Raw genomic sequence first — 26,977 nt, 5'->3', positions numbered from 1 at the left:
TCGGGGACCCGAACTCCCCAACCCGACAGTGCGCAGACCCGGTGAAGCCCCGAGTCCTTCCTGGTGTGCGCGGGTCAGGATCTGGTGAGGCCCGGCCGGACCGCATACATCGCGGTCCGGCCGGGTGTCTTTTCCCCGTGTCGCAGCTCAGGTCTGGGTCTTGGCCCGGGCGCGCATACTCTCGGCCAACTGACTCGGCATGGCCTCGTGCCGCGCGTACCCGCGGGTGAAACTCGCCGCCCCGTGCGCCAGCGACCGCAGATCCACCGCGTAGCGGTTCAGCTCCAATTCCGGCACCTCGGCGCGAATCGTGGTGCGGCCCGGCCCGATCGGTTCGGTGCCGAGCACGCGTCCGCGGCGGCTGGACAGATCGCCGAGCACCGGCCCCACATAGTCGTCGGAAACCACCACGCGCACTTCGGCGATCGGCTCCAGCAGGCTCATCCGGGCGGACGCCGCGGCCTCGCGCAACGCGAGCGCCCCGGCCATCTGGAAGGCCGCGTCGGAGGAATCCACCGAATGCGCCTTGCCGTCGAACAGCGTCACCCGCACATCCACCAGCGGATACCCGGCCGCCACCCCGCGCAGCGCCTGCGCGCGCACGCCCTTCTCCACGGACGGAATGAATTGGCGCGGAACGACTCCGCCCACCACCTTGTCCACGAACTCGATGCCCGACCCGCCCGGTAGCGGCGCGACCTCGATCTCGCAGATGGCGTACTGCCCGTGCCCGCCGGACTGTTTGACGTGCCGTCCCTTGCCCGGCGCGGTGTTGGCGAAGGTCTCGCGCAACGCCACCCGGTGTTCGACCACATCCACCTGCACCCCGAATCGGGAGCGCAGTCGTTCCAGCGCCACATCGCGGTGTGCCTCGCCCAGGCACCACACCACCAGCTGATGGGTGTCGGGATTCTGTTCCAGCCGTACCGTCGGATCCTCGGCGATCAGCCGCGACAGCCCCTGCGAGAGCTTGTCCTCGTCGGCCTTGCTGTGCGCCTCGATGGCGATGGGCAGCAGCGGATCCGGCATGGACCACGGCTCGATGATGAGCGGACAGTCCTTGGCGGACAACGTGTCCCCGGTCTCGGCGTGCGTCAGCTTGGTGACGCACACGATGTCCCCGGCGATGGCCTGCGCCAACGGCCGCTGCTGTTTGCCGAACGGCGCGAGCACCCCGCCGACGCGTTCGTCGGAATCGTGGTTGCCGGTGTCGCCGGGCCCGTGCCCGCACACGTGCACGGTGTCGTCGGCGTGCAGGGTGCCGGAGAAGAGGCGGACCAGCGACATACGGCCCACGTACGGGTCGGAGGCGGTGCGGATGACCTCGGCGGCCAGGGGCGCGTCGGGATCGCAGGCCAGCGTGGAGCTTTCGCCGCTGGATCCGACGGCGGAGACCGGATGTTCTGCGGGCGTGGGGAATCCGCGGGTGATCAGGTCCAGGATCTCCACGGTGCCGAGCCCCTGCCGCGCGCCCTCCGGTGGCGGCGCCGCGATCAGCACGGGATGGAAACTGCCGCGCGCCACGGCTTTTTCGAGGTCCGCGACCAGGCTGGCGAGATCGATCTCCTCGCCGCCGATGTAGCGGTCCATCAGGGATTCGTCCTCGCTCTCGGCGATGGTGCCCTCGATGAGCCGGTTGCGCGCCTCCTCCAGCTGCTGGAGTTGTTCCTCCGACGCCGGAGTCTCCACCCGCTCTCCGGTCGCGTAGTCGTACACGTGCTGGCTGAGCAGGTCGATCAGCCCGAGCACCGGCCGATGCCCGTCGGCCGCCTTGTCCCCGTACACCGGAAGATGCAGCGGCAGCATGCTTTCCGACCGCCCGCCGCCGAGGATCTCCCGGCAGGTCTCGGTCATGTCCTCGAAATCGGCTCGCGCGGTGTCCAAGTGGGTGAGCACGATGGCGCGCGGCATGCCCACGCTCGCGCACTCCTCCCACAGTGCGAGGGTGGCCCCGCTGACGCCCTCCACGCCCGCGGCGGCCGAGAGAATGAAAAGGGCCGCGTCCGCTGCTCGCAGACCGGCCCGCAGTTCCCCGACGAAATCGGCGTATCCGGGGGTGTCGAGGAGATTGACCTTGACCTTCTCCCACCCCATCGGCACCACCGACAGTTGCACCGACCGATGTTGCCGCTGTTCGATGTCGTCGTAGTCGGAGACGCTGGTCCCGTCTTCCACGCGTCCGGCCCGGGGCACCGCCCCCGCCGCCACAGCCAGGGCTTCCACCAGCGTGGTCTTGCCGGACCCGCTGTGCCCCACCAGCACGACATTACGTATCTCTTCCGGCCTTTCGGCCGTGATTACCCTGCCGTTGGCGCCTGCGGACGCCGTCGTTCGCTCGACCATAAGGCTCGCTCCGGGGTCGAAAGTGCGGATAGTCCGAGCTTCCCACCGGCATCGTGCCCGCGTCCACGAATCCACCGAACCGATTTGTACGGCACGCCGCTACCCGCCGTTCACCTCGGTCGATGCGCGCGGCGTTCGCTCACGTGGCACAAAAGACTCCGGCCCGGACGTGAGGTCCGGGCCGGAGTCGTGGAGATCGGTTGCGGCTACGAGCCGAAGCGGGCCAGCACGCTGGTGGCTTCCTGCGCGGCGGTGCCGCCTTCGGCGAGATGTGCCATCTCCGGGGCGATTTCGCGTCCGTGGTGACGCATGGCCTGCGCGTAGAGACGACCGGCGCGGTAGGAGGAACGGACCAGTGGCCCGGCCATCACACCGGCGAAACCGAGTTCGTTGGCGACGTTGGAGTGCTCGACGAACTCCTCCGGCTTCACCCAGCGATCCACCGGATGATGCCGCGGCGAGGGCCGCAGGTACTGGGTGATGGTGAGAATGTCGCAGCCCGCCTCGTGCAGGTCGCGCATGGCCTGGGTGACTTCCTCGGGCGTCTCGCCCATGCCCAGGATCAGGTTGGACTTGGTGACCAGTCCGGCCTCGCGCGCGGCGGTCAGCACCGACAGCGACCGCTCGTAGCGGAAGGCCGGGCGGATGCGCTTGAAGATGCGCGGCACCGTTTCCAGGTTGTGCGCCAGCACTTCCGGCCGCGAGGCGAACACCTCGGCCAGCTGTTCGGGCACCGCGTTGAAGTCCGGGATCAGCAGTTCGACACCGGTGTGCGGGTTGAGCCGCTTGATGGCGTGCACGGTCTCGGCGTACAGCCAGGCGCCGCCGTCCTCGAGGTCGTCACGCGCCACACCGGTCACCGTCGAGTAGCGCAGCCCCATTGCCTGCACACTCTCGGCCACGCGCCGGGGCTCGTCACGGTCGAGCGCCGCGGGTTTGCCGGTGTCGATCTGGCAGAAGTCGCAGCGCCGCGTGCACTGTTCACCGCCGATGAGGAAGGTTGCCTCGCGGTCTTCCCAGCACTCGAAGATGTTGGGGCAACCGGCTTCTTCGCAAACCGTGTGCAGCCCTTCACGTTTCACCAAACCCTTGAGTTCGGTGTATTCGGGGCCCATGGTCGCGCGGGTGCGAATCCAGTTGGGTTTGCGCTCGATCGGGGTCTCGGAGTTGCGAGCCTCGATGCGGAGCAGCTTGCGTCCCGCGGGTGCGGAGGCAGTGGATGATTGCGCTCCGGCCGGGTCGTTCGATGCCGGGGTATCGACAGAGGTCACTTTGTTCACCCTACGCTCGTGATCATTCGGCCTTGATGGGCACGGTTAGCGGAGCGGCTGCTGTGCCGGATTGCGGCACGTCCGCCGGGAGCGGTTCCGGGCATTCCGCGGAGGTTTTCGCGCACCGCGAGATGCTGTGGTCGGTCACCTTCAGGTCGCCGTCGAGCGCGCGGGCGATGGCCTCGGCCACCAGCGGCCGCACCTCCGCGACGGTCACCTCACGCCCGAGCTCACGGCTGAGCGTGGTGACTCCGGCGTCGCGAATGCCGCACGGCACGATCGCGTTGAAACCGTCGAGGCTGGCATTGCAGTTCAGCGAGATCCCGTGCAGGGTCACGCCGCGCTGCACGCGCACGCCGATGGCCGCGATCTTGCGTTCGGGCTGGAAGTCCGTCTCCGGCAGCCACACTCCCGAACGTCCTTCCACCCGGCCGGTTTCCAGCCCGAGCTGCGCGCACACGCTGATCAGCGCTTCCTCGAGCCGCCGCACATACGCGACGACGTCGACGGGTTCGGCCAGCCGGATGATCGGATACCCGACCAGCTGTCCCGGCCCGTGCCAGGTGATCTTGCCGCCGCGATCCACCTCGATCACCGGGCTGCCGTCCATGGGCAGGTCGGCGGCTTCGGTGCGGCGGCCCGCGGTGAAGACGAAGGGATGTTCCAGCAGCAGCAGCCGGTCCTGGCCGATGCCCTCGGCGCGTTCGGCGGCGATGACCCGCTGCCGGTCCCAGGCTGCCTGGTAGTCGATGAGGCCCAGATCGTCGACGGCGAGGGGTGTGCCGTCGTAGCGGGCGGATACCGCGCGGGGTAACGGTGCGGTGGCCGTACTGCTCTCGCTCACGATTGTGACGTTACCCCTTCGTCGATGACGCACTGCATCAGTGTCAGGTCCATCCAGCGCCCGAACTTGTAGCCGACTTCGGGCATCTGCCCGGTGATCGCGAACCCGAATTTCTCGTGCAGTGCGATCGACGTGGTGTTACTCGACTCGATGGCCGCGATCATGATGTGCACGTCGCTCTTGCGGGCCCGCACCAGCAGCTCGGTCATCAGCGCGGTGGCGACGCCGCGGCGGTGAAATATATCCGATACGTACACCGAGTTCTCGACGGAGAACCGGTAGCCGGACTTCGGCCGGAACTGTCCGTAGCTGGCGTATCCGGCGACCGCGCCGTCGATCTCGGCGACCAGGATCGGGCAGCCGGCCCCGGTCCGCGTCGCGAACCAGGCCTTGCGTTCGTCGAGGTCCGCGAGTTCGGTGTCCCAGATCGCCGTGGTCTCGGCGATGGCGTTGTTGTGGATCACCAGAATTTCGGGCAGGTCGCTTTCGCGCGCATCCCGCACCACCAGTTCGGCCGCATGATCGCTCACATCCGACACGCTAACGTCCGGCCCGACGTGATCTGCGCCGCACCCGCCCCGGCTCAGGCGGATTCGCCGAGCGTGGCCGCGAGCGCCGCGCCGACGGTGGGGTGCTGGAACGGATATCCGGCGGCCTCCAGCGCGGTCGGAATCGCCCTGGGGCCGTGCAGGATTGCCTCTTCGGCGAATTCCCCGACGGCCAGCCGCAGCGCGAACGCGGGCACCATCAGGGGGGTGGGCCGCCGCATCACCCGCCCGATGGCATGGGTGAACTCGGCATTGGTGACCGGTGCGGGTCCGACCATATTGACTGGGCCGGAAAGGCTTTCGTTGGTGAGCGCGTAGGCGATCGCACCCACCTCGTCGTCGAGGGAGATCCACGGCACGTATTGCCGTCCGCTGCCGAGCCGTCCGCCCAGGCCGAGGTAGTAGAGCGGATACAGCATTCCGAGCATGCCGCCGTGCCGGGCCAGCACTACCGCTGACCGCAACAGCACGGTTCGCACGCCCGCGTCGGCGGCCGGTTCGGTGGCGGCTTCCCAATCCGCGCACAGTCCCGCCAGGAATCCCGTTCCGGCAGGGGAGGTTTCGGTGACGACGCGATCGCCGCTGTCACCGCCGTAATAGTGGACCCCGCTGGCATTGATCAGCGTGGGCACGCCCGCGGCGGCGACCGCGGTGGCCAGCACGTCGGTCGCGACGATGCGGCTGTCGCGCAGTTCCTGCTTGTAGGTCCCGTTCCAGCGCCGACTGCCGATGCCCGCTCCGCAAAGGTTCACCACGGCTCCCGCGCCCCGCAGGGCCCGGTCGTCGATGCTGGAACGGACCGGGTCCCAAGCGAATTCGTCACGGGCACGCACGGGCCGCCGGACCAACCGGGAGACTTCGTGCCCGTCGCGGCGCAGTGCCGCGACGAGCGCCGTCCCGATCAGTCCGGACGACCCGGCGACCACGACTTTCATCCTTGCTGCCTACAGGCCGAGGTCGCCCTCGAACGCCGCCTCTTCCAGCCGGTGCTTGATCGTGGTGACGAAGCGTCCGGCGTCGGCGCCGTCGATGAGACGGTGGTCGTAGGTCAGCGGCAGGTAGGCCATCGAGCGGATGCCGATGAACTCACTGCCGTCATCGCTGATCACCATGGGGCGCTTGACGATCGCGCCGGTGCCGAGCATGGCCGACTGCGGCGGAACCAGGATCGGGGTGTCGAACAGCGCGCCGTTGGAACCGATATTGGTGATGGTGAAGGTGCCGTTGGCCAGCTCGTCCGGCTTCAGGCCACCGGTGCGCGCCCGGTTGGCGATATCGGTGATGGCGCGCGCCAATCCGGCCAGCGACAGGTCGTTGGCGTTGTGGATGATCGGCGAGAGCAGACCCTGCTCGGTATCGACCGCGATGCCGAGGTTGACCACCTGGTGGTAGGTGATCTCCTTGGTGTCGGAGTTGTACGAGGCGTTGATGTTCGGGTGCACGGCGAGGGCCTCGATGACGGCCTTCGCGTAGAACGGCAGGAACGTGATGTTCACGTTCTCCCGCTGCTTGAACGCGGCCTTGGCGCGGTTGCGCAGGGCGGCGATCTTGGTCATGTCGACCTCGTGCACCTGGGTGAGCTGCGCGGTGGTCTGCAACGACTCGACGGTCTTGGCCGCGGTGATCTGCCGGATGCGCGTGGCCTTCTGGACCGTGCCGGGCAGATGCGACAGCGACGGACGCGGCGCGGCGGCGGCAGCCGGGGCGGCCTTGGCAGCAGCGGCGGCAACCGGAGCCGGAGCCGGAGCCTTGTTGGCCTCGGCGGCGGCGAGCACATCCTGCTTACGGATGCGACCACCGACACCGGAACCGGTAAGGGCGGCGAGGTCGACGCCGTTGTCCGCGGCCAGCTTTCGCACCAGCGGCGTGACGTACGGGCCACCGTTGGCGGAGCTGTCGTCGGCCGGGGTGCTGGCCGCCGGAGCCACGGCGGGCTTCGGCGCGGGGGCCGGAGCGGGAGCCGGGGCCGGGGCAGGCGCGGCAGCGACCGGAGCCGGAGCCGGCGCGGGAGCCGCGGGGGCCGGAGCGGGCGCGGGGGCCGGAGCGGCGGGTGCGGCTGCGGGCGAACCACTTCCGATCACGCCGAGCTGACCGCCGACGGCGATCACGTCGTCCTCCTGCGCGCTGATCTCGAGCAGTGTGCCCGCGACCGGCGAGGGGATCTCGGTGTCGACCTTGTCGGTGGAGACCTCGAGCAGCGGCTCGTCCACGGCCACCTGGTCGCCGACCTGCTTGAGCCAGCGGGTGACGGTGCCCTCGGTGACGGACTCGCCCAGTTCGGGCATCTTGACCGGGGTGCCGGAGCCGTTGGAGGCGGCGGCGGGCGCGGGGGCGGCGGCCGGAGCAGGAGCCTGCGCGGCGGGCTGCGGGGCCGGGGCAGGGGCTGCGGGTTGCGGCGCGGGGGCCGGGGCCGGAGCGGCGGCGGGCGCGGGAGCGGCGGCGGGGGCCGGAGCCGAACCTGCCTCACCGATCACACCGAGTTCGCCACCGACATCGATCACGTCGTCTTCCTGGGCGACGATCTTCACCAGAACGCCGGCGACCGGGGACGGGATCTCGGTGTCGACCTTGTCGGTGGAGACCTCGAGCAGCGGCTCGTCGACCTCGACCGTGTCTCCTTCCTTCTTCAGCCACCTGGTCACAGTGCCCTCGGTGACGCTCTCACCAAGAGCTGGCATCTGGACGGAGAAGGTCATTTCCGTTGACTCCTCTGACTGCTCGTCGGGTTAAACAGTTCGTCTCTCCGCGGGCGTGGCACCGCGGGTCGCGGTGTCGGCTCGACGGCCACCGAAGTTTCTGTGGCACCGGAGATCCGTGTTGGTTCTTGTTCCGTCACCCATCCTTGCACTTGCCCGGGTGCGGCGTGTCACAGGGCGGCGGTTGCGCCGACCTCTCCGTGTCGCATTGCTGAGCGTGAGCATGGAAGGAGCGGGATCCCATGACACGTATCACGTTTGCCTTCGGCTTCCCAGTCTCGGGTGCTCGCGTCCGGCGCGTCACGCTGTTTGCGCTCGGCTTGCCGACATCCGCGAGCGGGCCCGATCGCCGCGTCTGCGCGGCGGCTGAGGGCTCGGTCGATTCCCATAGTGCGGGTCATCCCGGCGGCCGTCCGCGCGGTCGGCTGAGGCGGTGCTGAGCGCTGGCTGTGGTGCTGCTTAGGAGTTGTTTCCGCGGGTGGCGAAAGCCTCTGGAGCTGGCATTATCGAAGTATCCGGCCGATTCTCGCCGGGCCCGGAGAGGAGGTTGCCGGATGGGTTTCCTGGATCTGTTCGGTCGCAGCGGCACGGCCCGCAGGGGTGATATCGACCCCGCCGACGCCGCGTATCTCACCGCGTGGACACGCGGCCACCACGGCGTCGAGGCCTTCGTCGAACCCCGCACCACCGTCACCGACGTGACCGTCGTGCTGGTGGCGCACGACGGTGAGTGGACCCGCCGGGTGGTCGGTGAGCGTGGCGCGCAACGGCTTTCCGCGAGTCTGCGCGTCCCCGTCTACGACGTCCGCCTGGTCGGCTACCCGCAGCGCATGCGCGATCACGATGCCCGGCTGCGGATTCTGCACCGCCGCGCGGCCGAATCCCCCTGAGCCGCCGCGAGGCCCGTTGCCGCGGGGTTGCGGCAACAGGCCTCGCGGGCTTCGCTGTTCGGCCCTCGCGGGCTTCGCTATTCGGCGGCGATGTCCTCGAGCGTCGCGATCAGCGTGCGGACCGGGACACCGGTGCCGCCCTTGCCGATGTACCCGAACGCGCCCCCGGTGTTGTAGGCCGGACCGGCCACGTCGAGGTGCGCCCACTGCACGGCGTCGGTGACGAATTCCTTGAGGAACAGTCCGGCCGAGAGCATCCCGCCCCAGCGGTGCGGAGCCACGTTCGCGATATCCGCCACCTTGGACGCCAGATCACCGCGCAGTTCGGCGGGAAGCGGCATGGCCCAGGCGTTTTCGCCGATCTCCTGCGAGATGCGCGCGACCCGGTCACGGAACGCCTCGGTGCCCATCACCCCCGGCGTCCGGGTGCCCAGCGCCACCATCTGCGCACCGGTCAGCGTCGCGACGTCGATGAGGTAGTCGGGTTCGTCCTCGCTGGCCCGCACGATGGCGTCGGCCAGGATGAGCCGTCCCTCGGCATCGGTGTTGATCACCTCGACGGTGGTGCCGCCGTACTGGGTGAGCACGTCACCGGGCCGCTGCGCGGTGGACGACGGCATGTTCTCCGCCATCGGCACGGTCGCGATCACGGTGAGCGGCAGGCTCAGTCGCGCGGCCAGCAACGTGGTGGCGATGACCGCGGCCGCGCCGCCCATATCGGAGGTCATGTTCTCCATGCCCGCCGCGGGCTTGATCGAGATGCCGCCGGTATCGAAGGTGATGCCCTTGCCGATCAACGCCACCTTCGGGTCGCCGCCCGCGTAGATGATGCGGATCAGTCGCGGCGGCCGCGAGGACCCCTTGCCGACCCCGAGAATGCCGCCGTAGCCCTGGCTTTCGAGCTGCTTCTCGTCGAGGATCTCGACCTGCAATCCGGCGGCCTTGGCCAGTTCGGCTGCCCGGTTGGCGAATTCGCCGGGGTACAGCGCGCTCGGCGGGGTGTTCACGAAATCCCGTGCGGTGGCGACGGCTTCGGCGATGGCCTGCGACCGGAACAGGTCCTCTTCACCGAATCCCGTTTCGGGAACCAGCAATTCGACCCGCTTGACCGGCTGGTCCTCGGCCTTCGGTGCGGTCTTGGCCGACTTGAACGTGGTGAACTGGTACGCGCCCAGGTAGAAGCCCTCGGCCGCCGCGCCCAGATCCAGTCCGGACAGCGTGGTGACCGCCGTGGTGACCCCGGTCAGCGCCCGCCCGGCCGCACCCGCGGCCTTGCGCACGCCCTCGGTGTCGAGCTTGTCGAGCGAGCCGAGTCCGACGGCGAGCACGAAGTCAACCCCGAGTTCGGCGGGCGCGGGAATCCGGGTGAGCTCCTCCAGCTTGCCCTTCGCGCCGACGGCACGCACCGCGCTGAGCAGGGCCGCGCGGGTATCGGCGTCGAGCACATCCTCGAACGTGTCGGCGGGCGCGAGCACGGGCCCGTCCTCCGACGTGGTGAGCCCGATGACGAGTACATCGGCCTCCCCGATGCTCTCGGTGCGTACGAGTTCCGGTCCGAGCGAACGATCTGCAACAGCTGTCATGGGAGCTCACGTTACTGGCCCCCTCGTCAACAAGGCTCGACGTCCGATTCGCGCATTTCCGCGACGTGTCGCGGGATCGGGCAAATACCCTGGTTAGGACACCGCAGTCGGGCATACCCCGCGGTGTCCACATCCTCCGATGCCCGCTCGAGATCCTGCGGCGTTCAGGAGGACTCCAGTGGCGAAGGCAAAGTTCCAGCGGACCAAGCCGCATGTCAATGTCGGCACCATCGGTCATATCGACCATGGCAAGACCACGCTCACCGCGGCGATCACCAGGGTCCTGCACAACGAGTATCCGGACCTGAATCCGTTCACCCCGTTCGAGGCCATCGACAAGGCTCCCGAGGAACGCCAGCGCGGCATCACCATTTCCATCGCGCACGTCGAATACCAAACGGAGCACCGGCATTACGCGCACGTCGACTGTCCCGGCCACGCCGACTACATCAAGAACATGATCACCGGCGCGGCCCAGATGGACGGCGCGATCCTGGTGGTCGCCGCCACCGACGGCCCGATGCCGCAGACCAAGGAGCACGTCATCCTGGCGCGGCAGGTCGGCGTCCCGAAAATGGTGGTGGCACTGAACAAGTGCGACATGGTCGACGACGAGGAGATCCTGGAACTCGTCGAACTCGAGGTCGCCGACCTGCTCAACGAATACGAATTCGACGGCGACGAGACGCCGATCATCCGCGTCTCCGCGTTCCAGGCCCTGGAGAATCCGACCGGCGAGTGGGGGCAGCCGATCCTGGATCTGCTCGCCGCCGTGGACACCTGGATCGAGACGCCCGCCCGCGAAGTCGACAAACCATTCCTGATGCCGATCGAGGACGTCTTCACCATCACCGGCCGCGGCACCGTCGTCACCGGCCGCATCGAACGCGGCGTGCTCAAGGTCAACGCGGAGGTGGAGATCGTCGGCATCCGCCCGAAGACCACCAGGACCACGGTCACCGGCATCGAGATGTTCCGAAAGCTCCTCGACGAGGGCCAGGCGGGGGAGAACGTCGGCCTGCTGCTGCGCGGCATCCGCCGCGAGGATGTCGAACGCGGGCAGTGCGTGATCAAGCCCGGGTCCGTCACGCCGCACACCGAATTCGAGGGTCAGGCCTACATCCTGTCGAAGGAGGAGGGCGGCCGCCACACCCCGTTCTTCGACAACTATCGGCCCCAGTTCTATTTCCGCACAACGGATGTCACCGGAGTGGTCACCCTTCCGAAGGAGGTCGAGATGGTGCTGCCCGGCGACAACGTCACGATGGCGGTGGTGCTGATCCAGCCGATCGCCATGGAGGTGGGCCTGAAATTCGCGATCCGCGAGGGCGGCCGCACCGTCGGCGCGGGCCAGATCACGAAGATCGTCAAATAACCGCGGGCGGATTGCTGTTCAACCGCGGCCACCGGCGCAGGATCGCCAGCGCGAACATCCGCATGGCCGGATGCTGAATCGTGTTGTATATGAACTGATCTCGCGGCGTCATGTGCAGAAAGCGCAGCAGCGGCCGGGTCTCGCGCAACAGCCCGAGCACCTGGTCACCGGTGCCGCCGCTGCCGAGCCACACCGGATAGTCGAGCGCCTCCAGCACCGGCGCGACGGTCTCGACCACATTGTCGGTCTCGGTGGCCGCCGCGAGCACATAGAGCAGGATGGGATCCCCGAACGAGGCCCGGGCCACCCGCGCGGAGACCTGGTCGGCGAGGTACCACCACAGCGACAGCGGGTCCTCGCGCAGATCCAGCCCCGCGTCGGTGAGCACGATGCGATCGAATTCGCGTCGCACCAGCCCGATCTCCTCGGCGGATTCGAGCAGCATGCGCACTGGGATGGGGATGTCGCCGTGGAACTCCGAGTCGTCCCAGCGCTCCTGCATATCGGATTCCTTGAAGATCGCCAGCGCGACCGCGAGCGGCACCTGCTCGCCGTCGAGCGCGAAGACGCCGTCGGGCCCGATGTGGCGCAGCACCGACTGAAAGGGCCGGGTGAAGTCGGCCGCGGTCGCCCGATCGATCCGGACCGGCCGGGTGAGCATGGCCTGGGCGATGAGGTTCATCAGCAGTCGCCGCGGCCGCCCGTGATGCTGGCGGGACAGCTGCACCAATCCTTCGGGCAGATCCTCGAAGTCGAGGTCCGGGTCGCGTGCCACCCCAAATCCGAAGCAGCTCAACGACAGATTGACCGCCTCGATATCGGCCCGCTCGGGCCCGCCGACGCACAGCACGCGCGCCGAGGTCGGTCTGCGTTCGGCGATCGCCTCCAGCCGCAGCACCCGCTGCCACTCCGGCCGTGCCCCGTACCGGTGGAAAAGTTCGTCCCCGCGCCCGATCAGCACCTCGTCGAGCCGCACCTCGTCGTCGGGAATTCCCCTGAGCCGCTTGAGAACTTCCGTTCGGCACAGATAGTGCTCGCTGTCGCGGCGCTCGAAATCAGCCCCCGACCCGAACCGATACCGCCGCTTGTCCTGCCATCCGTAGAGCGTCGTGAGTATGTCGTGCACTTCATCGAGGAACAGGTCGGAGGCGAGCTCGAGCCCCCGCCAGCCGCGCCCCGGTGATTTCACCGATTCGGCGCGCACCAGATAGGTGACCACATCCGCTCGCCTGGTCCGCCGAGCTCTCCTCGTCGCGTCCATGCCTTGCCACGCTAATGGATTCGCGATGCGGACATGCCGTGATGTCCGCACCCGGCACCATCGGTCAGCCCATCTCCTCGAGTGATTTGCCCTTGGTCTCCGGCACCCACTTGAGCACGAACGGAATCGAGAGCAGTGCGAACGCCGTGTAGATCACGTAGGTCCCCGACAGGTTCCAGTCCGCGAGACTCGGGAAGCTGGCGGTGATCACCCAGTTGGCGATCCACTGTGCCGAGGCGGCCACACCGAGCGCGGCCGCGCGCAGCCGGTTCGGGAACATCTCACCCAGCAGCACCCACACCACCACACCCCACGACAGTGCGAAGAACAGCACGAACGAGTGCGCCGACACCAGCGCCACGATGCCCTGCGCGTGCGGCAGCGACACCTTGTCCCCGGACCCCGACTTGGCGGAGAACGCCCACGCTTCCAGTCCGAGCGAGATCGCCATGCCCGCGGATCCGATGAGCGCCAACGGTTTCCGCCCGATCCGGTCCACCAGCGCCATCGCGATCACGGTGCCGACGATATTGATGATCGAGGTGGTGAAGGAGTAGAAGAACGAGCTCGACGGATCGATGCCGACCGACTGCCACAGCGTCGCGGAGTAGTAGAACACCACGTTGATGCCGACCAGCTGCTGGAACACCGACAGCCCGATACCGATCCACACCACCGGCAGGAACCCGAACTTCCCGAGCAGATCCCGGAACGACGACTTGTGCTCCTGCGCCATGGCCGCCTGGATGTCCGCGACCCGCGCGTCGAGATCCTCGTCCGCGCTCTCGACCTCCGACAGCACCTTCTTCGCCTTCTCGATCTTGCCCACCGACACCAGGTAGCGCGGTGACTCCGGAATGGCGAAGGAGAACAGGAAGTAGAGCGCGGCCGGCACCACCATCACCCCGAGCATCCACTGCCAGGCCTCGAGCCCGAGCACATGCCCGCGCTGGTCACTGCCCGCCGCCTTGAGGATCGCGAAGTTCACCAGCTGCGAGGTGGCGATACCGGTGACGATGGCCGCCTGCTGGAACGACGCCAGCCGTCCGCGATACGCGGGCGGCGACACCTCGGCGATATAGGCGGGCCCGATCACCGACGCCATCCCGATCCCGATGCCGCCGAGCACGCGCCACATGGCCAGATCCCACAGCGCGAACGGCAGCGCCGACCCGATGGCGCTGATGGTGAACAGCGCCGCCGCGATCCGCATGACGAGGATGCGTCCGATCCGGTCCGCGATCCGTCCCGCGATGGCCGCGCCGATCGCGCAGCCGATCAACGCGATGGCGACCACCTGGGCCAGCGCCGCCGACCCGATGTCGTACCGATCGCGGATCGCCTCGACCGCGCCGTTGATGACCGAACTGTCGTATCCGAACAGGAACCCGCCCATGGCGGCCGCCGCGGTGATGAAGACGACGTAGCCGAGACTGTCCGTCCCCACCGCCCGTTGTTCCGATCGTGCTGCCGGGTTAGTCACGCTCGACTCCTTCGTCACGGCTCGGGCCTGAAGTACGCGAGCCAACCGCAATGGGGTGAACCAGTTGGAGCTATTGCCGCTTTCGCGCGGACTACACCGATTCTGGCCGTCGAGATGGTGTTCGAGGCGCAGGCAACGCCGAGTGGTCGGTTTCTTCGACGGCCCGCGTGCGTCCACGGCCGCTTGGGGTGCTGCAAAACCGCAGGTAGACAGGCGATTTGACTTTGGTGCACCGCATTCCGTAACTTATTCCAGGTCAGAGCGACACGGACACCGACCCGGAGCCCCAAGGGCCTGGGAAACGAGGTTGTACGAGGAGCGCCTGATGCTCACACTGGTTCGGTCCTGATCAGCGGATTTGGTTCTGCTGAGATGGATGAGCTATGTTTTACCAGCAGCCTCACCGACAAGCGGGACAAGAGCCCGGGGTTTCGGTGTGTGCGTGTGTTCTTTGAGAACTCAATAGTGTGTCGATGAATGTCAGTGCCAATTATTTAATTGGTTCCGATCTTTCGCACCCCCGTGTGGAGGGTCGGACATTTAGTCAGCAAATACTTTTGCTGGCGTTTGATTTTGCCAAGGTTTTCGGACTCTGGTTAATTCTTCCAATTGGCTCTTCGGAGCGAGTTGAGAGTCTTCAACGGAGAGTTTGATCCTGGCTCAGGACGAACGCTGGCGGCGTGCTTAACACATGCAAGTCGAGCGGTAAGGCCCTTCGGGGTACACGAGCGGCGAACGGGTGAGTAACACGTGGGTGATCTGCCTCGCACTCTGGGATAAGCCCGGGAAACTGGGTCTAATACCGGATATGACTTTCGGATGCATGTCCGATGGTGGAAAGATTTATCGGTGCGAGATGGGCCCGCGGCCTATCAGCTTGTTGGTGAGGTAACGGCTCACCAAGGCGACGACGGGTAGCCGACCTGAGAGGGTGACCGGCCACACTGGGACTGAGACACGGCCCAGACTCCTACGGGAGGCAGCAGTGGGGAATATTGCACAATGGGCGAAAGCCTGATGCAGCGACGCCGCGTGAGGGATGACGGCCTTCGGGTTGTAAACCTCTTTCGACAGGGACGAAGCGCAAGTGACGGTACCTGTAGAAGAAGCACCGGCCAACTACGTGCCAGCAGCCGCGGTAATACGTAGGGTGCGAGCGTTGTCCGGAATTACTGGGCGTAAAGAGCTTGTAGGCGGTCTGTCACGTCTTCTGTGAAAACTTGGGGCTCAACCTTAAGCTTGCAGGGGATACGGGCAGACTAGAGTACTTCAGGGGAGACTGGAATTCCTGGTGTAGCGGTGAAATGCGCAGATATCAGGAGGAACACCGGTGGCGAAGGCGGGTCTCTGGGAAGTAACTGACGCTGAGAAGCGAAAGCATGGGTAGCAAACAGGATTAGATACCCTGGTAGTCCATGCCGTAAACGGTGGGTACTAGGTGTGGGTTTCCTTCCACGGGATCCGTGCCGTAGCTAACGCATTAAGTACCCCGCCTGGGGAGTACGGCCGCAAGGCTAAAACTCAAAGGAATTGACGGGGGCCCGCACAAGCGGCGGAGCATGTGGATTAATTCGATGCAACGCGAAGAACCTTACCTGGGTTTGACATACACCGGAAAGCCGTAGAGATACGGCCCCCCTTGTGGTCGGTGTACAGGTGGTGCATGGCTGTCGTCAGCTCGTGTCGTGAGATGTTGGGTTAAGTCCCGCAACGAGCGCAACCCTTATCTTATGTTGCCAGCGCGTAATGGCGGGGACTCGTGAGAGACTGCCGGGGTCAACTCGGAGGAAGGTGGGGACGACGTCAAGTCATCATGCCCCTTATGTCCAGGGCTTCACACATGCTACAATGGCCGGTACAGAGGGCTGCGATACCGTGAGGTGGAGCGAATCCCTTAAAGCCGGTCTCAGTTCGGATCGGGGTCTGCAACTCGACCCCGTGAAGTTGGAGTCGCTAGTAATCGCAGATCAGCAACGCTGCGGTGAATACGTTCCCGGGCCTTGTACACACCGCCCGTCACGTCATGAAAGTCGGTAACACCCGAAGCCGGTGGCCTAACCCTTGTGGAGGGAGCCGTCGAAGGTGGGATTGGCGATTGGGACGAAGTCGTAACAAGGTAGCCGTACCGGAAGGTGCGGCTGGATCACCTCCTTTCTAAGGAGCACATCTCCACGACTCTTCACACAGGTGAATGACGTTGTGGCAGAGACCGTTTCGGACTCACATGTAGTCCGGCGGACGCTCATGGGTGGAACACTGACTACTTTCATCGCACTCGATCGAAGCTATGTCTTCGGTCGCGGTGGATATACCGACACACTATTGGGTCCTGAAAGAACACGCGAAAGCGAGTTTCTTTCTAGGAATCAAAACGACGAGACTGGCTTTCAGTCATACCGCCGAGCTTGGCTCGGGCTGGTGCTGAGATCAAAGCGCAGTCTCGTGTGTTGTTTGAGAACTGCACAGTGGACGCGAGCATCTTTGTTAGTAAGTGAAAAAGAGCGTACGGTGGATGCCTTGGCACCAGGAGCCGATGAAGGACGTAGTAGGCTGCGATAAGCCTCGGGGAGCTGTCAAACGAGCTGAGATCCGAGGATTTCCGAATGGGGAAACCCAGCACGAGTGATGTCGTGTTACCCGCGCCTGAATATATAGGGCGTGTGGAGGGAACGTGGGGAAGTGAAACATCTCAGTACCCACAGGAAGAGAAAACAACAGTGATTCCGTGAGTAGTGGCGAGCGAAAGCGGAAGAGGCTAAACCAGGAGCGTGTGATAGCCGGCAGGCGTTGCGTTCGTGGGGTTGTGGGATCTCTCTTCTCGATTCTGCCGAATCGAGCACAAGTCAGAAACCGAGTTGTTAGTCGAATTGGTCTGGGATGGCCAACCGTAGACGGTGAGAGTCCGGTAGACGAAAACATCTCGGCTTGTGTGAGAGACACCCGAGTAGCAGCGGGCCCGTGAAATCTGCTGTGAATCTGCCGGGACCACCCGGTAAGCCTGAATACTCCCTGGTGACCGATAGCGGACTAGTACCGTGAGGGAAAGGTGAAAAGTACCCCGGGAGGGGAGTGAAATAGTACCTGAAACCGTGCGCTTACAATCCGTCAGAGCCTTCCACTTTGTGGTGGGGTGATGGCGTGCCTTTTGAAGAATGAGCCTGCGAGTCATCGGTGTGTGGCAAGGTTAACCCGTGTGGGGTAGCCGTAGCGAAAGCGAGTCCGAATAGGGCGTTTGAGTCGCACACTATGGACCCGAAGCGGAGTGATCTACCCATGGCCAGGGTGAAGCGACGGTAAGACGTCGTGGAGGCCCGAACCCACTTAGGTTGAAAACTGAGGGGATGAGCTGTGGGTAGGGGTGAAAGGCCAATCAAACTCCGTGATAGCTGGTTCTCCCCGAAATGCATTTAGGTGCAGCGTCGCGTGTTTCTCACCGGAGGTAGAGCTACTGGATGGCCTAGGGGGCCTACAAGCTTACCGAAGTCAGCCAAACTCCGAATGCCGGTGAGTGAGAGCGCGGCAGTGAGACTGTGGGGGATAAGCTTCATAGTCGAGAGGGAAACAGCCCAGATCGCCAGCTAAGGTCCCTAAGCGTGTACTAAGTGGAAAAGGATGTGGGGTCGCGAAGACAACCAGGAGGTTGGCTTAGAAGCAGCCACCCTTGAAAGAGTGCGTAATAGCTCACTGGTCAAGTGATCCTGCGCCGACAATGTAGCGGGGCTCAAGTACACCACCGAAGCTGCGGCATTCAGACATTATCCCGCTTTCGAGCCAGGAGTCTGGATGGGTAGGGGAGCGTCCTATAGCCAGGGAAGCGGCGGAGTGATCCAGCCGTGGAGGCTATGGGAGTGAGAATGCAGGCATGAGTAGCGAAAGACGAGTGAGAAACTCGTCCGCCGAATGACCAAGGGTTCCTGGGCCAGGTTAATCCGCCCAGGGTGAGTCGGGACCTAAGGCGAGGCCGACAGGCGTAGTCGATGGACAACGGGTTGATATTCCCGTACCCGTGTATCCGCGCCAAATATCGAATCAGTTGTGCTAAGTATCCAAAAGCGGTCTTATCGAGCCTTCGGGCGAGAGGGAGCGTGGCTGCATACGACCCTGGCTGTAGTAGGTAAGCGATGGGGTGACGCAGGAAGGTAGCTGGGCCAGGTGATGGAATACCTGGTGTAAGCCTGTAGGGCGTTGTGTAGGCAAATCCGCACAGCATATAGCCTGAGAGGTGATGCGTAGCCGATTGAGGCGAATTCAGTGATCCTATGCTGCCGAGAAAAGCCTCTAGTGAGTTGGTACACGGCCCGTACCCCAAACCGACACAGGTGGTCAGGTAGAGAATACTAAGGCGATCGAGATAACTGTGGTTAAGGAACTCGGCAAAATACCTCCGTAACTTCGGGAGAAGGAGGGCCATGTCTGGTGAAGGGACTTGCTCCTGGAGCTGGGTGTGGTCGCAGAGACCAGTGAGAAGCGACTGTTTACTAAAAACACAGGTCCGTGCGAAGTCGTAAGACGATGTATACGGACTGACGCCTGCCCGGTGCCGGAAGGTTAAGAGGACCGGTTAGCACTTCGGTGCGAAGCTGAGAATTTAAGCCCCGGTAAACGGCGGTGGTAACTATAACCATCCTAAGGTAGCGAAATTCCTTGTCGGGTAAGTTCCGACCTGCACGAATGGCGTAACGACTTCTCAGCTGTCTCAACCACAGACTCGGCGAAATTGCAGTACGAGTAAAGATGCTCGTTACGCGCGGCAGGACGAAAAGACCCCGGGACCTTCACTATAGCTTGGTATTGGTGTTCGGTACGGTTTGTGTAGGATAGGTGGGAGACTTTGATCCAGGGACGCCAGTTTCTGGGGAGTCGTCGTTGAAATACCACTCTGATCGTATTGGACCTCTAACCTCGGACCCTGATCGGGTTCAGGGACAGTGCCTGGTGGGTAGTTTAACTGGGGCGGTTGCCTCCCAAAATGTAACGGAGGCGCCCAAAGGTTCCCTCAGCCTGGTTGGCAATCAGGTGTCGAGTGCAAGTGCACAAGGGAGCTTGACTGTGAGACCGACAGGTCGAGCAGGGACGAAAGTCGGGACTAGTGATCCGGCACCGGCAAGTGGAAGCGGTGTCGCTCAACGGATAAAAGGTACCCCGGGGATAACAGGCTGATCTTCCCCAAGAGTCCATATCGACGGGATGGTTTGGCACCTCGATGTCGGCTCGTCGCATCCTGGGGCTGGAGTAGGTCCCAAGGGTTGGGCTGTTCGCCCATTAAAGCGGCACGCGAGCTGGGTTTAGAACGTCGTGAGACAGTTCGGTCTCTATCCGCCGCGCGCGTCAGAAACTTGAGGAAGGCTGTCCCTAGTACGAGAGGACCGGGACGGACGAACCTCTGGTGTGCCAGTTGTTCCGCCAGGAGCACGGCTGGTTTGCTACGTTCGGAAGGGATAACCGCTGAAAGCATCTAAGCGGGAAGCCTGTTCCAAGATGAGGTTTCTCACCCCCTCGAGGGGTTAAGGCCCCCAACAGACCATTGGGTTGATAGGCCGGAACTGGAAGCCCTGTAAGGGGTGTAGGTGACCGGTACTAATAGGCCGAGGACTTACCAACAAAGTTGCTACGCGTCCACTGTGCGGTATCTGAAACAACACACAAACTTCGTTTGTGTGGGATTTCGGGGACCTTGTCCCCGGCCCCCTTGTTTGAGGGTGGTCGAGGGCGTGCTCCTCGTGATTCCATGCGGGCGGAGTGTGACAGTTTCATAGAGTTACGGCGGCTATAGCGGTGGGGAAACGCCCGGTCCCATTCCGAACCCGGAAGCTAAGGCCACCTGCGCCGATGGTACTGCACTCGACAGGGTGTGGGAGAGTAGGACACCGCCGGAACATCATTCGCGAAACCCCCTGACTTCGGTCAGGGGGTTTCTGCGTTTCCGGACAAAGTCTTCTCACCCAAAATGGTCGCCGCAGGCCACAATTCGATGTCATCTGCCGACATACGCAGAATATTTGCACCCAGTTTGCCCCCAGCTCCGAATATCCTCTATGCACTTCGACTGGCCGCACCCCGCAACCGCTCGAGCCGTCACCGATTCAGGCTGGACCCCCGCCCGCCGCATAGACATCGCCCCCTGGATAGACCGCCTCGAAGGCGAGGGCTACCACGTCTCCCCACCCGCGGCCGCCATCCTCGAATCCTTCGGCAACCTCGCAGTGCGCCCCCTCGAAGACCCCCACTCCCTCTGGGGCGCAGACTCCCTGTTCTTCGACCCGATAGACGTAGGCAACGGCATGTACGAGCGCTACTACGACTTCGAATCCGCCCTCGGCCACCGCATGACCCCCCTGGCCGCCAACTCCAGCAGCACCTCCTTCTTGCTGATCCTGGACGACGGCCGCCTCGTCTCCGACGGCGTCCTCGCCCTCCACCTCCTCGGCAACTCCCTCCCCGAAGCCCTCGACCTCCTCATCCGCCGCCACCGCACCCCACCGACCCTCCTCTCCTACGACCTCCCCATCCCCGCCGCCAGGCGCACCCGTGTCTCCTGACCTCGCCCTCCGCGGCTACACCCCGGTCCCACGGTCGACAACCCAAGGCGGATAGAACAACACCCGATCCATCTCACGGCGTCGGCACGCCTCAGCGAATTCGCCACCGGCACTCGGCTCTTCGCGAAACCGATCGAACGCCGCCTGATCGATCTCGTAGAACTCTTCGTAGTCCACATGCCCGGAGCTGACGGGGATCGAAAGGTAGTACCTCCCCGTCTCCACCTCGAGCCCCAGCGAATACCAGTACTCCCGCGACACGAACCTGTCGTCGAATGTCATTCCGCACCACCATCGTCGAGGAAACCCACCGGACGCGAACCTTGAATGTGGCACATATTCAGCTACTTCCGCCAGTACCCTCATGCGGGTGGCGGGAGAGCTGAGTGTGAACCCGGTCGAAGTGTCGGCGACCGCGGACTATCTGGAGCGAACAGCACAGGAGATCGCCGATGACGTGGCAGCACACATGAAACAGGTCCGCTCGTTCCTGGGCGGCGACTGGCAGGGCGACGCGGCGACCTCGCACGAGAACCCCTGGACCGATTGGGAGAACGGCGCCCATCGCATCCTGGCGTCGTTCCTCTCCGACTCCGGGCTGCTGCGGCAGGTGGCGTCGGAGTGCGTGCGTATCGACGGCGCTCGGGCGGAGGCGATCGGCCGGACGGGATCGAGTCTCGAACTGCCCGAGGCGATGTAGTGGGGGACTACCGAGTCGATCTCGGCGGCCTGCAACAGCTGATCGACGCGGCCGCCAAGTTAGAGTCCACCATCGAGGCCAGGGTCTCCCAGATCGAAAACCGTGTCGACGAACTCCACGTCGAATGGTCCGGCGACGCCGCCCGCGCCCACCGCACCGCCCACGACGAACGTGTGGCCGCGGTAGCGACGATGCGCGAGGCTCTGCGAGTCCTGGGCGAGAAACTCGCGACAGCGCACACCGCCTACACCGCCGTCGGATCCACCAACGCCGGAATGTGGCCGTGACCCCCACCCCGAGCGTCCCGGTCATAGTCTGCCGCGCCGCCGAATACGCCTCAGCCGGAGAGGTTTTCGGCACCGTCGGCACCGAGGCCGTCAACACCCACACCGGACTCCTCGGCGTGCTGCAAGCCAACGCGGGCATGGCAGGTAGCGACACCATCGGCCAGGAATGGGCCGCCGCCTACGACCAGGCGGTTGCCCTCGCCCTCCAAGCCTCCGCCCACTTGGCCACCGCCACAACGCAATCCCGCAACCTGATCACCGTCGGCGCCTACAACCACCAATCCGGCGAGGCCGAGGCCGACCACGAAGCCGTCTCACCGCCCCCGAAACCAGCCCTCACCCCGGCCCCCTGTCTCGTAGACCAGGCCCCTTCCGCGGCAGGCGGCGGCCTCCCCGAACCCTTCGGCTGGTCCATCATCAAGGACGCGGTAGGCGCGGTCTGGCCCAACGGCCACCAGGACGAACTCCGCTCCGCCCAAACCGCCTGGACCACAGCCGCATCCAACTTCCACGCGATGTCCTGCACTATCCCCCAGGCCGTAGATCTCCTCGCCAACCAACAGTCCGAGGAGATCCCCACCGCCATAGCCACCGCCCAGTCCCGCCAATCTGACCTGAACGACCTCGGCGACATCGCCCAGCAGATCGGCGACGCCTGCGGCGACTACGCCCACCACCTGGACGAGGCCCACCACCAGATCTTGGTAGAACTGGCAGACCTCGCCGCCGAAACCGCCGCCGTCGAGGTAGGTTTCGCCATCCTGGCCCCCTTCACGGCAGGTCTCTCCGAAGCAATCGGTAACGCGGCTTGGGTAGCCCGAATCGCGGTGAAGGCCCGCCGAATCGCCACGATCATTGCCGACTTGGCCACCAAGGCAAGGGAATCCGCCCGCGTCGTCAGCACCCTCGTGGACCGCGTGAGCGTCCTGTCCGCGAAAGTCGCCAAGTGGGTCCAGGAGGCCGCGGCGAAGCTCGCGACCTTCGGCCGCCGCATCGGCCTGGCGCCCAAGCTGGAGACTACGGCGATGAACCCTCGCTACGTGGGCGAGAATCTTCCCGGCAATTCTGTGTGGCCGGGTGACACGGTGCGATACCTCACTGCGGAAGAACGGCAGAGCTTCCGGCTGTTCGTCCGTGACGGAAAGCTCTACGACGCGAACGGCAAACTTTTCGACACCACCGCCTCGGCGACTCATTTCAGCGATGGCAGCGCCATCTTCGTGATGGACGAGGACGGCGCGCTCTACGCCTCGAAATATCATGAGCCCGGCCATTTTCACCACTCCAGCTTCCTGTCCGGCGCTCCCGTGGCAGGCGCCGGTGAACTCCGTGTGGTCGACGGCGAACTGCGTTTGATCACCGATTCGAGCGGCCACTATCGTCCTGCACAGGACTTCTCCAACCAGGTCATCGAACAGCTTCGCAGCCAAGGTCTGAAGATCGATCTGTCCCAGATCGCGCTGCAGGCACCCAAGTAGCACGAGAGGGATAGAGATGAGCGACAACTGGCGTGCGGTCGCCAACGCCGTGCTGTACAAGATTCAGTTCGCTGGTGCCCTCGGCAACGACGAGATCCAGCGCATGGCAACTTCGCTGGTGCACCAGCCACTCTGGGATCTCACAGTCGACGACGAATACCGCGCACTGCTCGAAGCTCTAGACTCTGGAGAGGTGCTCGATCCCGTTGTCCAAGTGAACTTCTCGGAATCAGAGAAGCGAGCCTTCCTGACCGCCGTTGCCGCCGAGCTCGACAAGATGCGACCCTGGCCCGAACGCCCCTTCCGCGAGGTCCCCCTGGACCGTTGGCCAGAGTTCGCCCATCTCGCCCCGATCGCACGAGTGGAAGAGCCCTGGACCGATCTTCAGCCCTTGCTCGGCAAGATGTTCCGCAAGCCCGCAGGCTTCAACCGCGAAATCCTCCCGCTCCGTTTGAAATCCGGCACCGAAATCGCCTTCCTCTGGCCCGGCTGGCCGGGCGAATCGTCAACTGCGCTGGTAGCGCTGGGCGAGAAGATCGACCCCGATGAGATCGTGCGGGAAATCCTGTCGGTATCACCAATCGACCCGACCACCGTGACCACTCTGCCTGCACCGACCACGCCCTTCACAACCTACGAGGTGACGCCACTGCGCCCCGAGTTCGTAGGCGAACACATCCCCGGCAACAGGATCTGGAACGGCACTCACGTCCACTACCTGACGCCCGCGGAACGCGAACCATACCGAGTCACGGTCGCGAACGGCCTGCTGTACAACAGCCAAGGCGCCCTCTTCGACACCTCCACCGCCCGCACCCTCTGGACCCCACAAGGCGGCCGAGCAATCTTCGTCATGGACGCCAGCGGCGAAATCTATTCCTCCCCAGAGCATCTCCTCGGCCGCTTCCACCACTCCAGCCTCCTCGCCGGCACCCCGGTAGCCGCCGCGGGCGAACTCTTCGCCGAAAACGGCCGCATCCGCCTGATCTCCGACCACAGCACCCACTACCGCCCCGCCCGCCGCTTCACCCACCAGATCCTCGACAGCCTCCGCCGTCGCGGAGTCCCGGTTGATGACAAACAGGTCGAGTACCACATGCCACCGGACGTGGAGTGATGACGTGATCCGTTGGCTCGCAGTCATATTCAGCCCGCGAGTCACGATGCAGCGGAACGCTCCTCGCTTCGAGGAGCCGAGCTGCCGCGACGTCTACCCGCGATTCGCTACCTCGTCGACTTTGGCATCTCTGACACCCGCCGACCTGTTCATGTAGTCGAGCAGATTCGTGCCGATGATGAGAAGTCGGAGGAGAGCGGCCGATAGACGCGGGCGCGGTGCTTCCGAGTCGAGACGGCCGTAGATGATGGGCCTTGCCGGATAATCGGTTCCGGCATTCGAAAGGGGCGGCATGAGGTTCGGATGGAGATCGAAGACTGCCCGGTTGCGCGCTGCGGTCCTGGTACAGGACGCGCAGCTGGTAGCCGAACTGGTTGCGTCGGGTATCGAGGTCGACCGCCCCGACAAGTCGCTTCGCACCCCACTGCACTATGCCGCGAGCCGCGCTGATCTGCAGACCTGCCGCATTCTGCTCACCGCGGGCGCCGACCCGAACACGAGCTCGGAGGACAGCGAGACTCCGTACTACCATGCCCTGACATCGATGGACGGCGTCCCCGAGTTGTCCGCACTGTTCATCGAATTCGGTGCCGACCCTCGCCTACTCGTCGATATCAACCGCCTCGACGAGTTCGACCGCACCGCGCTGCACTACGCCGCTTTCTACGCCCACCTGCCTCTTCAAGATCTGCTCATCACGACACTGCTGGAGGCCGGATCCCAGCTCGAGGCCCGAGACTGCAATGGTTTCACCCCGTTGCACGCGGCAGCGGGCCAGGACCAGGCGCGTCCCCTCCGCCGTCTGCTCGAGGCCGGGGCGGAAGTAGATGTCGCGAACAACGTGGGTGACACCCCATTGATCCACGCCGCGAAGCACTCTCGTGCCGCGGACGAAGTGATCGGCGTGCTGCGCGAATGGGGCGCGGATCCGTTGCGCAAGAACCAGAGCGGGTGGAGCGCACTGAGCTTGGCACGCCGAGAAGATGTTTCAGGCGGCAATTTCGATCGACTCCGAGCTTCTCTGTCCGATCTCTTCGACGACTACGACGCCCTGGTCGAACGCCTGGATACCCCGCTACACAGAGCAGCCGCCGCAGGCGACGAACCCCGAGTACAAGACCTCCTGGCCGCGGGAGGCAACCCCGCCGCAGCCGATATCGCGGGTCGCACCCCGGTATACCTGGCAGCGGCGGATTGGCATCGGGAGGCATTGCTGGCCTTGCTGCGCACCGGCGTCCCAGTCGATATCGAAGACGACCGAGGCCAGACACCTTTGCTGGCAGCGGTTCTCGGCTCGTCCGGCTCCCCGGAGCGGCTCGAATGTGTCCGCCTGCTGGTCGAGTACGGTGCGAACCCCGACCACACAAGCCGGAGCATCGGCTCAGCCCGTGGTATCGCGGAGACCAACAACATGACCGATGCGCTGGTGATCTTCGCGTCCGCGGCCGGCTCGGTTCGAGACGGAGGAGCAGACTGATATTCGCCGCGGGCACATTCAGTTTGGAGTCAGTCAGCGCTACCAGCCACCTGGTAGTCGTACTTGTCGGATTGCAAAGCCGACCCGATCAGTTCGGCAGGCTCGGCAAGGAGACCGGCATCGAGGTCATGGCCGCAAACGAGATCCCCTACCGGCACCTCGACTAGCCTTGACGCCGTTTCGAATCCGATGCCGGTGATGTCGATGTCCTCGACGCTAACCTCGGACTCCTTGTCGAAGCCCATCCGCCGAAGCCGCACTCCTCCACCTCTCGAGATGCACTGGTGCTGTGGCTGATACGCCGTTGCTACGGCGTATCAGCCACTAGGCGACTACTTGATCGCGACCCGGGTCCCGTTCGAGAACAGCGAGTCGTGGAACTCGATCGCGGTCGGTGTCGTGCCTTGGGGTACGTCGAAGGCGAGCACCACCGAGACCTTGTTGCCGGGGTTGATGTCGGTCACCACATCCTTGTTCAGGTCGATCACAGCGATCGTGTCGTTCGAGTAGGACTTGCCCTGATCGTCGATGAGCTTCTGATTGTCGCCGATGTAGCTCTGCGACTGATTGCCGATATTGGCGATGTCGACGTGCACCAGAATGAACTCGCCCTGGGCCTGTTTGCTCGTGAACTCGTTGTCGCCCACCGTGTTCACGGGTGCGTCGACCCCGGTCACGGTGAACGCGAACTTGCCGTCCCGAACCTCCGAACCCACCGGGGCGATGCTCGTTGACTGAGCCGCCTGCTTGGCGACCTCATGGGCGGCGCCGCCCATCAATGCGGCACAACCGCCGAAAAGCACGGCGATGCATGCGAAGAGACCCAGGAACACCCAGGGCCAGACACGACGTTTGCGAGGTGGCGCGGGGTAGCCGGGCATCGGCTGCTGCCCGCCTCCCTGCCAAGGCTGCTGGGGTATACGCGGATCGGTCATTTCTCGGTTCCTTGATAAAGGGGATATTTGAGGCCGATTGCGTGACTGGCACGACTTCGGCCCACCGGTGGATGATCCGGCCGAATCTTCCGGTTTGTCAGGTTTACCGCGGTAACGCTGGACAGTAGATTATTCTCCGTTATTTCCAGT

General features: G+C 64.6%; 20 protein-coding genes and 3 rRNA genes. 11 read left to right on the top strand and 12 right to left on the bottom strand.

Features of this window, described 5'->3' with window-relative positions:
• Positions 1 to 147: 147 nt before the first annotated feature.
• From OG300_RS20705 to sucB, 6 genes are all read right to left on the bottom strand, one after another.
• Positions 148 to 2,343: an elongation factor G-like protein EF-G2 gene (locus OG300_RS20705; protein ID WP_405498386.1), complete on the bottom strand. Its 2,196-nt coding sequence runs from the start codon at positions 2,341 to 2,343 to the stop codon at positions 148 to 150.
• A gap of 206 nt (positions 2,344 to 2,549) precedes the next feature.
• Positions 2,550 to 3,614, bottom strand: a complete 1,065-nt coding sequence (gene lipA, locus OG300_RS20700) for a lipoyl synthase (protein WP_405498384.1) — start codon at positions 3,612 to 3,614, stop codon at positions 2,550 to 2,552.
• 22 nt (positions 3,615 to 3,636) lie between these two features.
• Positions 3,637 to 4,461, bottom strand: coding sequence for a lipoyl(octanoyl) transferase LipB (gene lipB, locus OG300_RS20695; RefSeq protein WP_405498616.1), 825 nt, complete (start codon positions 4,459 to 4,461; stop codon positions 3,637 to 3,639).
• Positions 4,455 to 4,967, bottom strand: a complete 513-nt coding sequence (locus OG300_RS20690) for a GNAT family N-acetyltransferase (protein ID WP_405498615.1) — start codon at positions 4,965 to 4,967, stop codon at positions 4,455 to 4,457. Before OG300_RS20690 ends, lipB begins: the two co-directional genes overlap by 7 nt.
• 74 nt (positions 4,968 to 5,041) lie before the next feature.
• The gene (locus tag OG300_RS20685; RefSeq protein WP_405498382.1) at positions 5,042 to 5,941 is read right to left on the bottom strand and encodes a TIGR01777 family oxidoreductase; all 900 of its coding nucleotides are present in this window, start codon (positions 5,939 to 5,941) and stop codon (positions 5,042 to 5,044) included.
• A 9-nt stretch (positions 5,942 to 5,950) separates the two neighbouring features.
• Positions 5,951 to 7,702, bottom strand: a complete 1,752-nt coding sequence (gene sucB, locus OG300_RS20680; RefSeq protein WP_405498380.1) for a 2-oxoglutarate dehydrogenase, E2 component, dihydrolipoamide succinyltransferase — start codon at positions 7,700 to 7,702, stop codon at positions 5,951 to 5,953.
• A gap of 554 nt (positions 7,703 to 8,256) precedes the next feature.
• Here sucB and OG300_RS20675 point away from each other — a divergent pair.
• On the top strand, positions 8,257 to 8,592 hold the full coding sequence (locus OG300_RS20675; RefSeq protein WP_405498378.1) for an oxidoreductase: 336 nt from the start codon (positions 8,257 to 8,259) through the stop codon (positions 8,590 to 8,592).
• Between the two features lie 77 nt (positions 8,593 to 8,669).
• Here the strand turns inward: OG300_RS20675 and OG300_RS20670 are convergent, their stop codons facing one another.
• Entirely contained in the window at positions 8,670 to 10,175 is a 1,506-nt protein-coding gene (locus OG300_RS20670; RefSeq protein ID WP_405498376.1) for a leucyl aminopeptidase, read from the bottom strand.
• A gap of 178 nt (positions 10,176 to 10,353) precedes the next feature.
• Between OG300_RS20670 and tuf the strand changes: the two genes are divergently transcribed.
• Positions 10,354 to 11,550, top strand: a complete 1,197-nt coding sequence (tuf, locus tag OG300_RS20665) for an elongation factor Tu (RefSeq protein WP_405498374.1) — start codon at positions 10,354 to 10,356, stop codon at positions 11,548 to 11,550.
• On the opposite strand, the gene OG300_RS20660 is transcribed toward tuf, so the two are convergent.
• Together OG300_RS20660 and OG300_RS20655 are read right to left on the bottom strand one after the other, a co-directional pair.
• Complete coding sequence (locus OG300_RS20660) at positions 11,543 to 12,811, bottom strand: IS1096 element passenger TnpR family protein (protein ID WP_405498372.1); 1,269 nt, start codon at positions 12,809 to 12,811, stop codon at positions 11,543 to 11,545. The genes tuf and OG300_RS20660 overlap by 8 nt on opposite strands.
• Before the next feature lie 64 nt (positions 12,812 to 12,875).
• Positions 12,876 to 14,294, bottom strand: coding sequence for a sugar porter family MFS transporter (locus tag OG300_RS20655; protein WP_405498370.1), 1,419 nt, complete (start codon positions 14,292 to 14,294; stop codon positions 12,876 to 12,878).
• A 637-nt stretch (positions 14,295 to 14,931) separates the two neighbouring features.
• On the opposite strand from OG300_RS20655, the gene OG300_RS20650 reads away from it, so the two are divergent.
• From OG300_RS20650 to OG300_RS20635, 4 genes are all read left to right on the top strand, one after another.
• Positions 14,932 to 16,448 (top strand): 16S ribosomal RNA (locus tag OG300_RS20650).
• 331 nt (positions 16,449 to 16,779) lie between these two features.
• Positions 16,780 to 19,895, top strand: a 23S ribosomal RNA gene (locus OG300_RS20645).
• A gap of 158 nt (positions 19,896 to 20,053) precedes the next feature.
• Positions 20,054 to 20,170 (top strand): 5S ribosomal RNA (rrf, locus tag OG300_RS20640).
• Together the 16S, 23S and 5S rRNA genes form the textbook arrangement of a ribosomal RNA operon.
• Before the next feature lie 159 nt (positions 20,171 to 20,329).
• Positions 20,330 to 20,833, top strand: coding sequence for an SUKH-3 domain-containing protein (locus OG300_RS20635; protein WP_405498368.1), 504 nt, complete (start codon positions 20,330 to 20,332; stop codon positions 20,831 to 20,833).
• 15 nt (positions 20,834 to 20,848) lie between these two features.
• Here OG300_RS20635 and OG300_RS20630 read toward each other — a convergent pair whose 3' ends face one another.
• Positions 20,849 to 21,115, bottom strand: a complete 267-nt coding sequence (locus OG300_RS20630) for a hypothetical protein (RefSeq protein ID WP_405498366.1) — start codon at positions 21,113 to 21,115, stop codon at positions 20,849 to 20,851.
• A gap of 88 nt (positions 21,116 to 21,203) precedes the next feature.
• Here OG300_RS20630 and OG300_RS20625 point away from each other — a divergent pair, with 88 nt between their 5' ends.
• The 5 genes from OG300_RS20625 (at position 21,204) to OG300_RS20605 (ending at position 25,892) form a co-directional block, all read left to right on the top strand.
• Positions 21,204 to 21,533, top strand: coding sequence for a WXG100 family type VII secretion target (locus OG300_RS20625; RefSeq protein WP_405498364.1), 330 nt, complete (start codon positions 21,204 to 21,206; stop codon positions 21,531 to 21,533).
• The gene (locus OG300_RS20620) at positions 21,533 to 21,820 is read left to right on the top strand and encodes a WXG100 family type VII secretion target (protein ID WP_405498362.1); all 288 of its coding nucleotides are present in this window, start codon (positions 21,533 to 21,535) and stop codon (positions 21,818 to 21,820) included. The genes OG300_RS20625 and OG300_RS20620 overlap by 1 nt, the downstream gene beginning before the upstream one ends.
• Positions 21,817 to 23,298, top strand: a complete 1,482-nt coding sequence (locus tag OG300_RS20615) for a hypothetical protein (RefSeq protein WP_405498360.1) — start codon at positions 21,817 to 21,819, stop codon at positions 23,296 to 23,298. The genes OG300_RS20620 and OG300_RS20615 overlap by 4 nt, the downstream gene beginning before the upstream one ends.
• A 16-nt stretch (positions 23,299 to 23,314) precedes the next feature.
• Positions 23,315 to 24,415 (top strand): hypothetical protein, encoded by a 1,101-nt coding sequence (locus tag OG300_RS20610; RefSeq protein ID WP_405498358.1) that lies wholly within the window; start codon positions 23,315 to 23,317, stop codon positions 24,413 to 24,415.
• A 325-nt stretch (positions 24,416 to 24,740) separates the two neighbouring features.
• Positions 24,741 to 25,892: an ankyrin repeat domain-containing protein gene (locus tag OG300_RS20605; RefSeq protein WP_405498356.1), complete on the top strand. Its 1,152-nt coding sequence runs from the start codon at positions 24,741 to 24,743 to the stop codon at positions 25,890 to 25,892.
• A gap of 29 nt (positions 25,893 to 25,921) precedes the next feature.
• Here the strand turns inward: OG300_RS20605 and OG300_RS20600 are convergent, their stop codons facing one another.
• Positions 25,922 to 26,137 carry a hypothetical protein gene (locus tag OG300_RS20600; RefSeq protein WP_405498354.1) on the bottom strand — a complete coding sequence of 72 codons (216 nt, stop codon included), beginning with the start codon at positions 26,135 to 26,137 and terminating at the stop codon, positions 25,922 to 25,924.
• Positions 26,138 to 26,224: 87 nt separating this feature from the next.
• Positions 26,225 to 26,827: a DUF4352 domain-containing protein gene (locus OG300_RS20595; protein WP_405498352.1), complete on the bottom strand. Its 603-nt coding sequence runs from the start codon at positions 26,825 to 26,827 to the stop codon at positions 26,225 to 26,227.
• Between the last annotated feature and the right edge of the window lie 150 nt (positions 26,828 to 26,977).

Source organism: Nocardia sp. NBC_00511, assembly GCF_045161165.1.
In the GTDB taxonomy this organism is placed as follows: domain Bacteria; phylum Actinomycetota; class Actinomycetes; order Mycobacteriales; family Mycobacteriaceae; genus Nocardia.
This window is presented reverse-complemented; position numbering and strand designations above follow the sequence as displayed.

Bases quoted from the DNA above. Each gene is read 5' to 3' on its own strand.
- OG300_RS20705 (WP_405498386.1), bottom strand. From the start codon at position 2,343: ATGGTCGAGCGAACGACGGCGTCCGCAGGCGCCAACGGCAGGGTAATC.
- OG300_RS20685 (WP_405498382.1), bottom strand. From the start codon at position 5,941: ATGAAAGTCGTGGTCGCCGGGTCGTCCGGACTGATCGGGACGGCGCTC.
- sucB (WP_405498380.1), bottom strand. From the start codon at position 7,702: ATGACCTTCTCCGTCCAGATGCCAGCTCTTGGTGAGAGCGTCACCGAG.
- OG300_RS20675 (WP_405498378.1), top strand. From the start codon at position 8,257: ATGGGTTTCCTGGATCTGTTCGGTCGCAGCGGCACGGCCCGCAGGGGT.
- OG300_RS20670 (WP_405498376.1), bottom strand. From the start codon at position 10,175: ATGACAGCTGTTGCAGATCGTTCGCTCGGACCGGAACTCGTACGCACC.
- OG300_RS20660 (WP_405498372.1), bottom strand. From the start codon at position 12,811: ATGGACGCGACGAGGAGAGCTCGGCGGACCAGGCGAGCGGATGTGGTC.
- OG300_RS20635 (WP_405498368.1), top strand. From the start codon at position 20,330: ATGCACTTCGACTGGCCGCACCCCGCAACCGCTCGAGCCGTCACCGAT.
- OG300_RS20630 (WP_405498366.1), bottom strand. From the start codon at position 21,115: ATGACATTCGACGACAGGTTCGTGTCGCGGGAGTACTGGTATTCGCTG.
- OG300_RS20610 (WP_405498358.1), top strand. From the start codon at position 23,315: ATGAGCGACAACTGGCGTGCGGTCGCCAACGCCGTGCTGTACAAGATT.
- OG300_RS20600 (WP_405498354.1), bottom strand. From the start codon at position 26,137: ATGGGCTTCGACAAGGAGTCCGAGGTTAGCGTCGAGGACATCGACATC.
- OG300_RS20595 (WP_405498352.1), bottom strand. From the start codon at position 26,827: ATGACCGATCCGCGTATACCCCAGCAGCCTTGGCAGGGAGGCGGGCAG.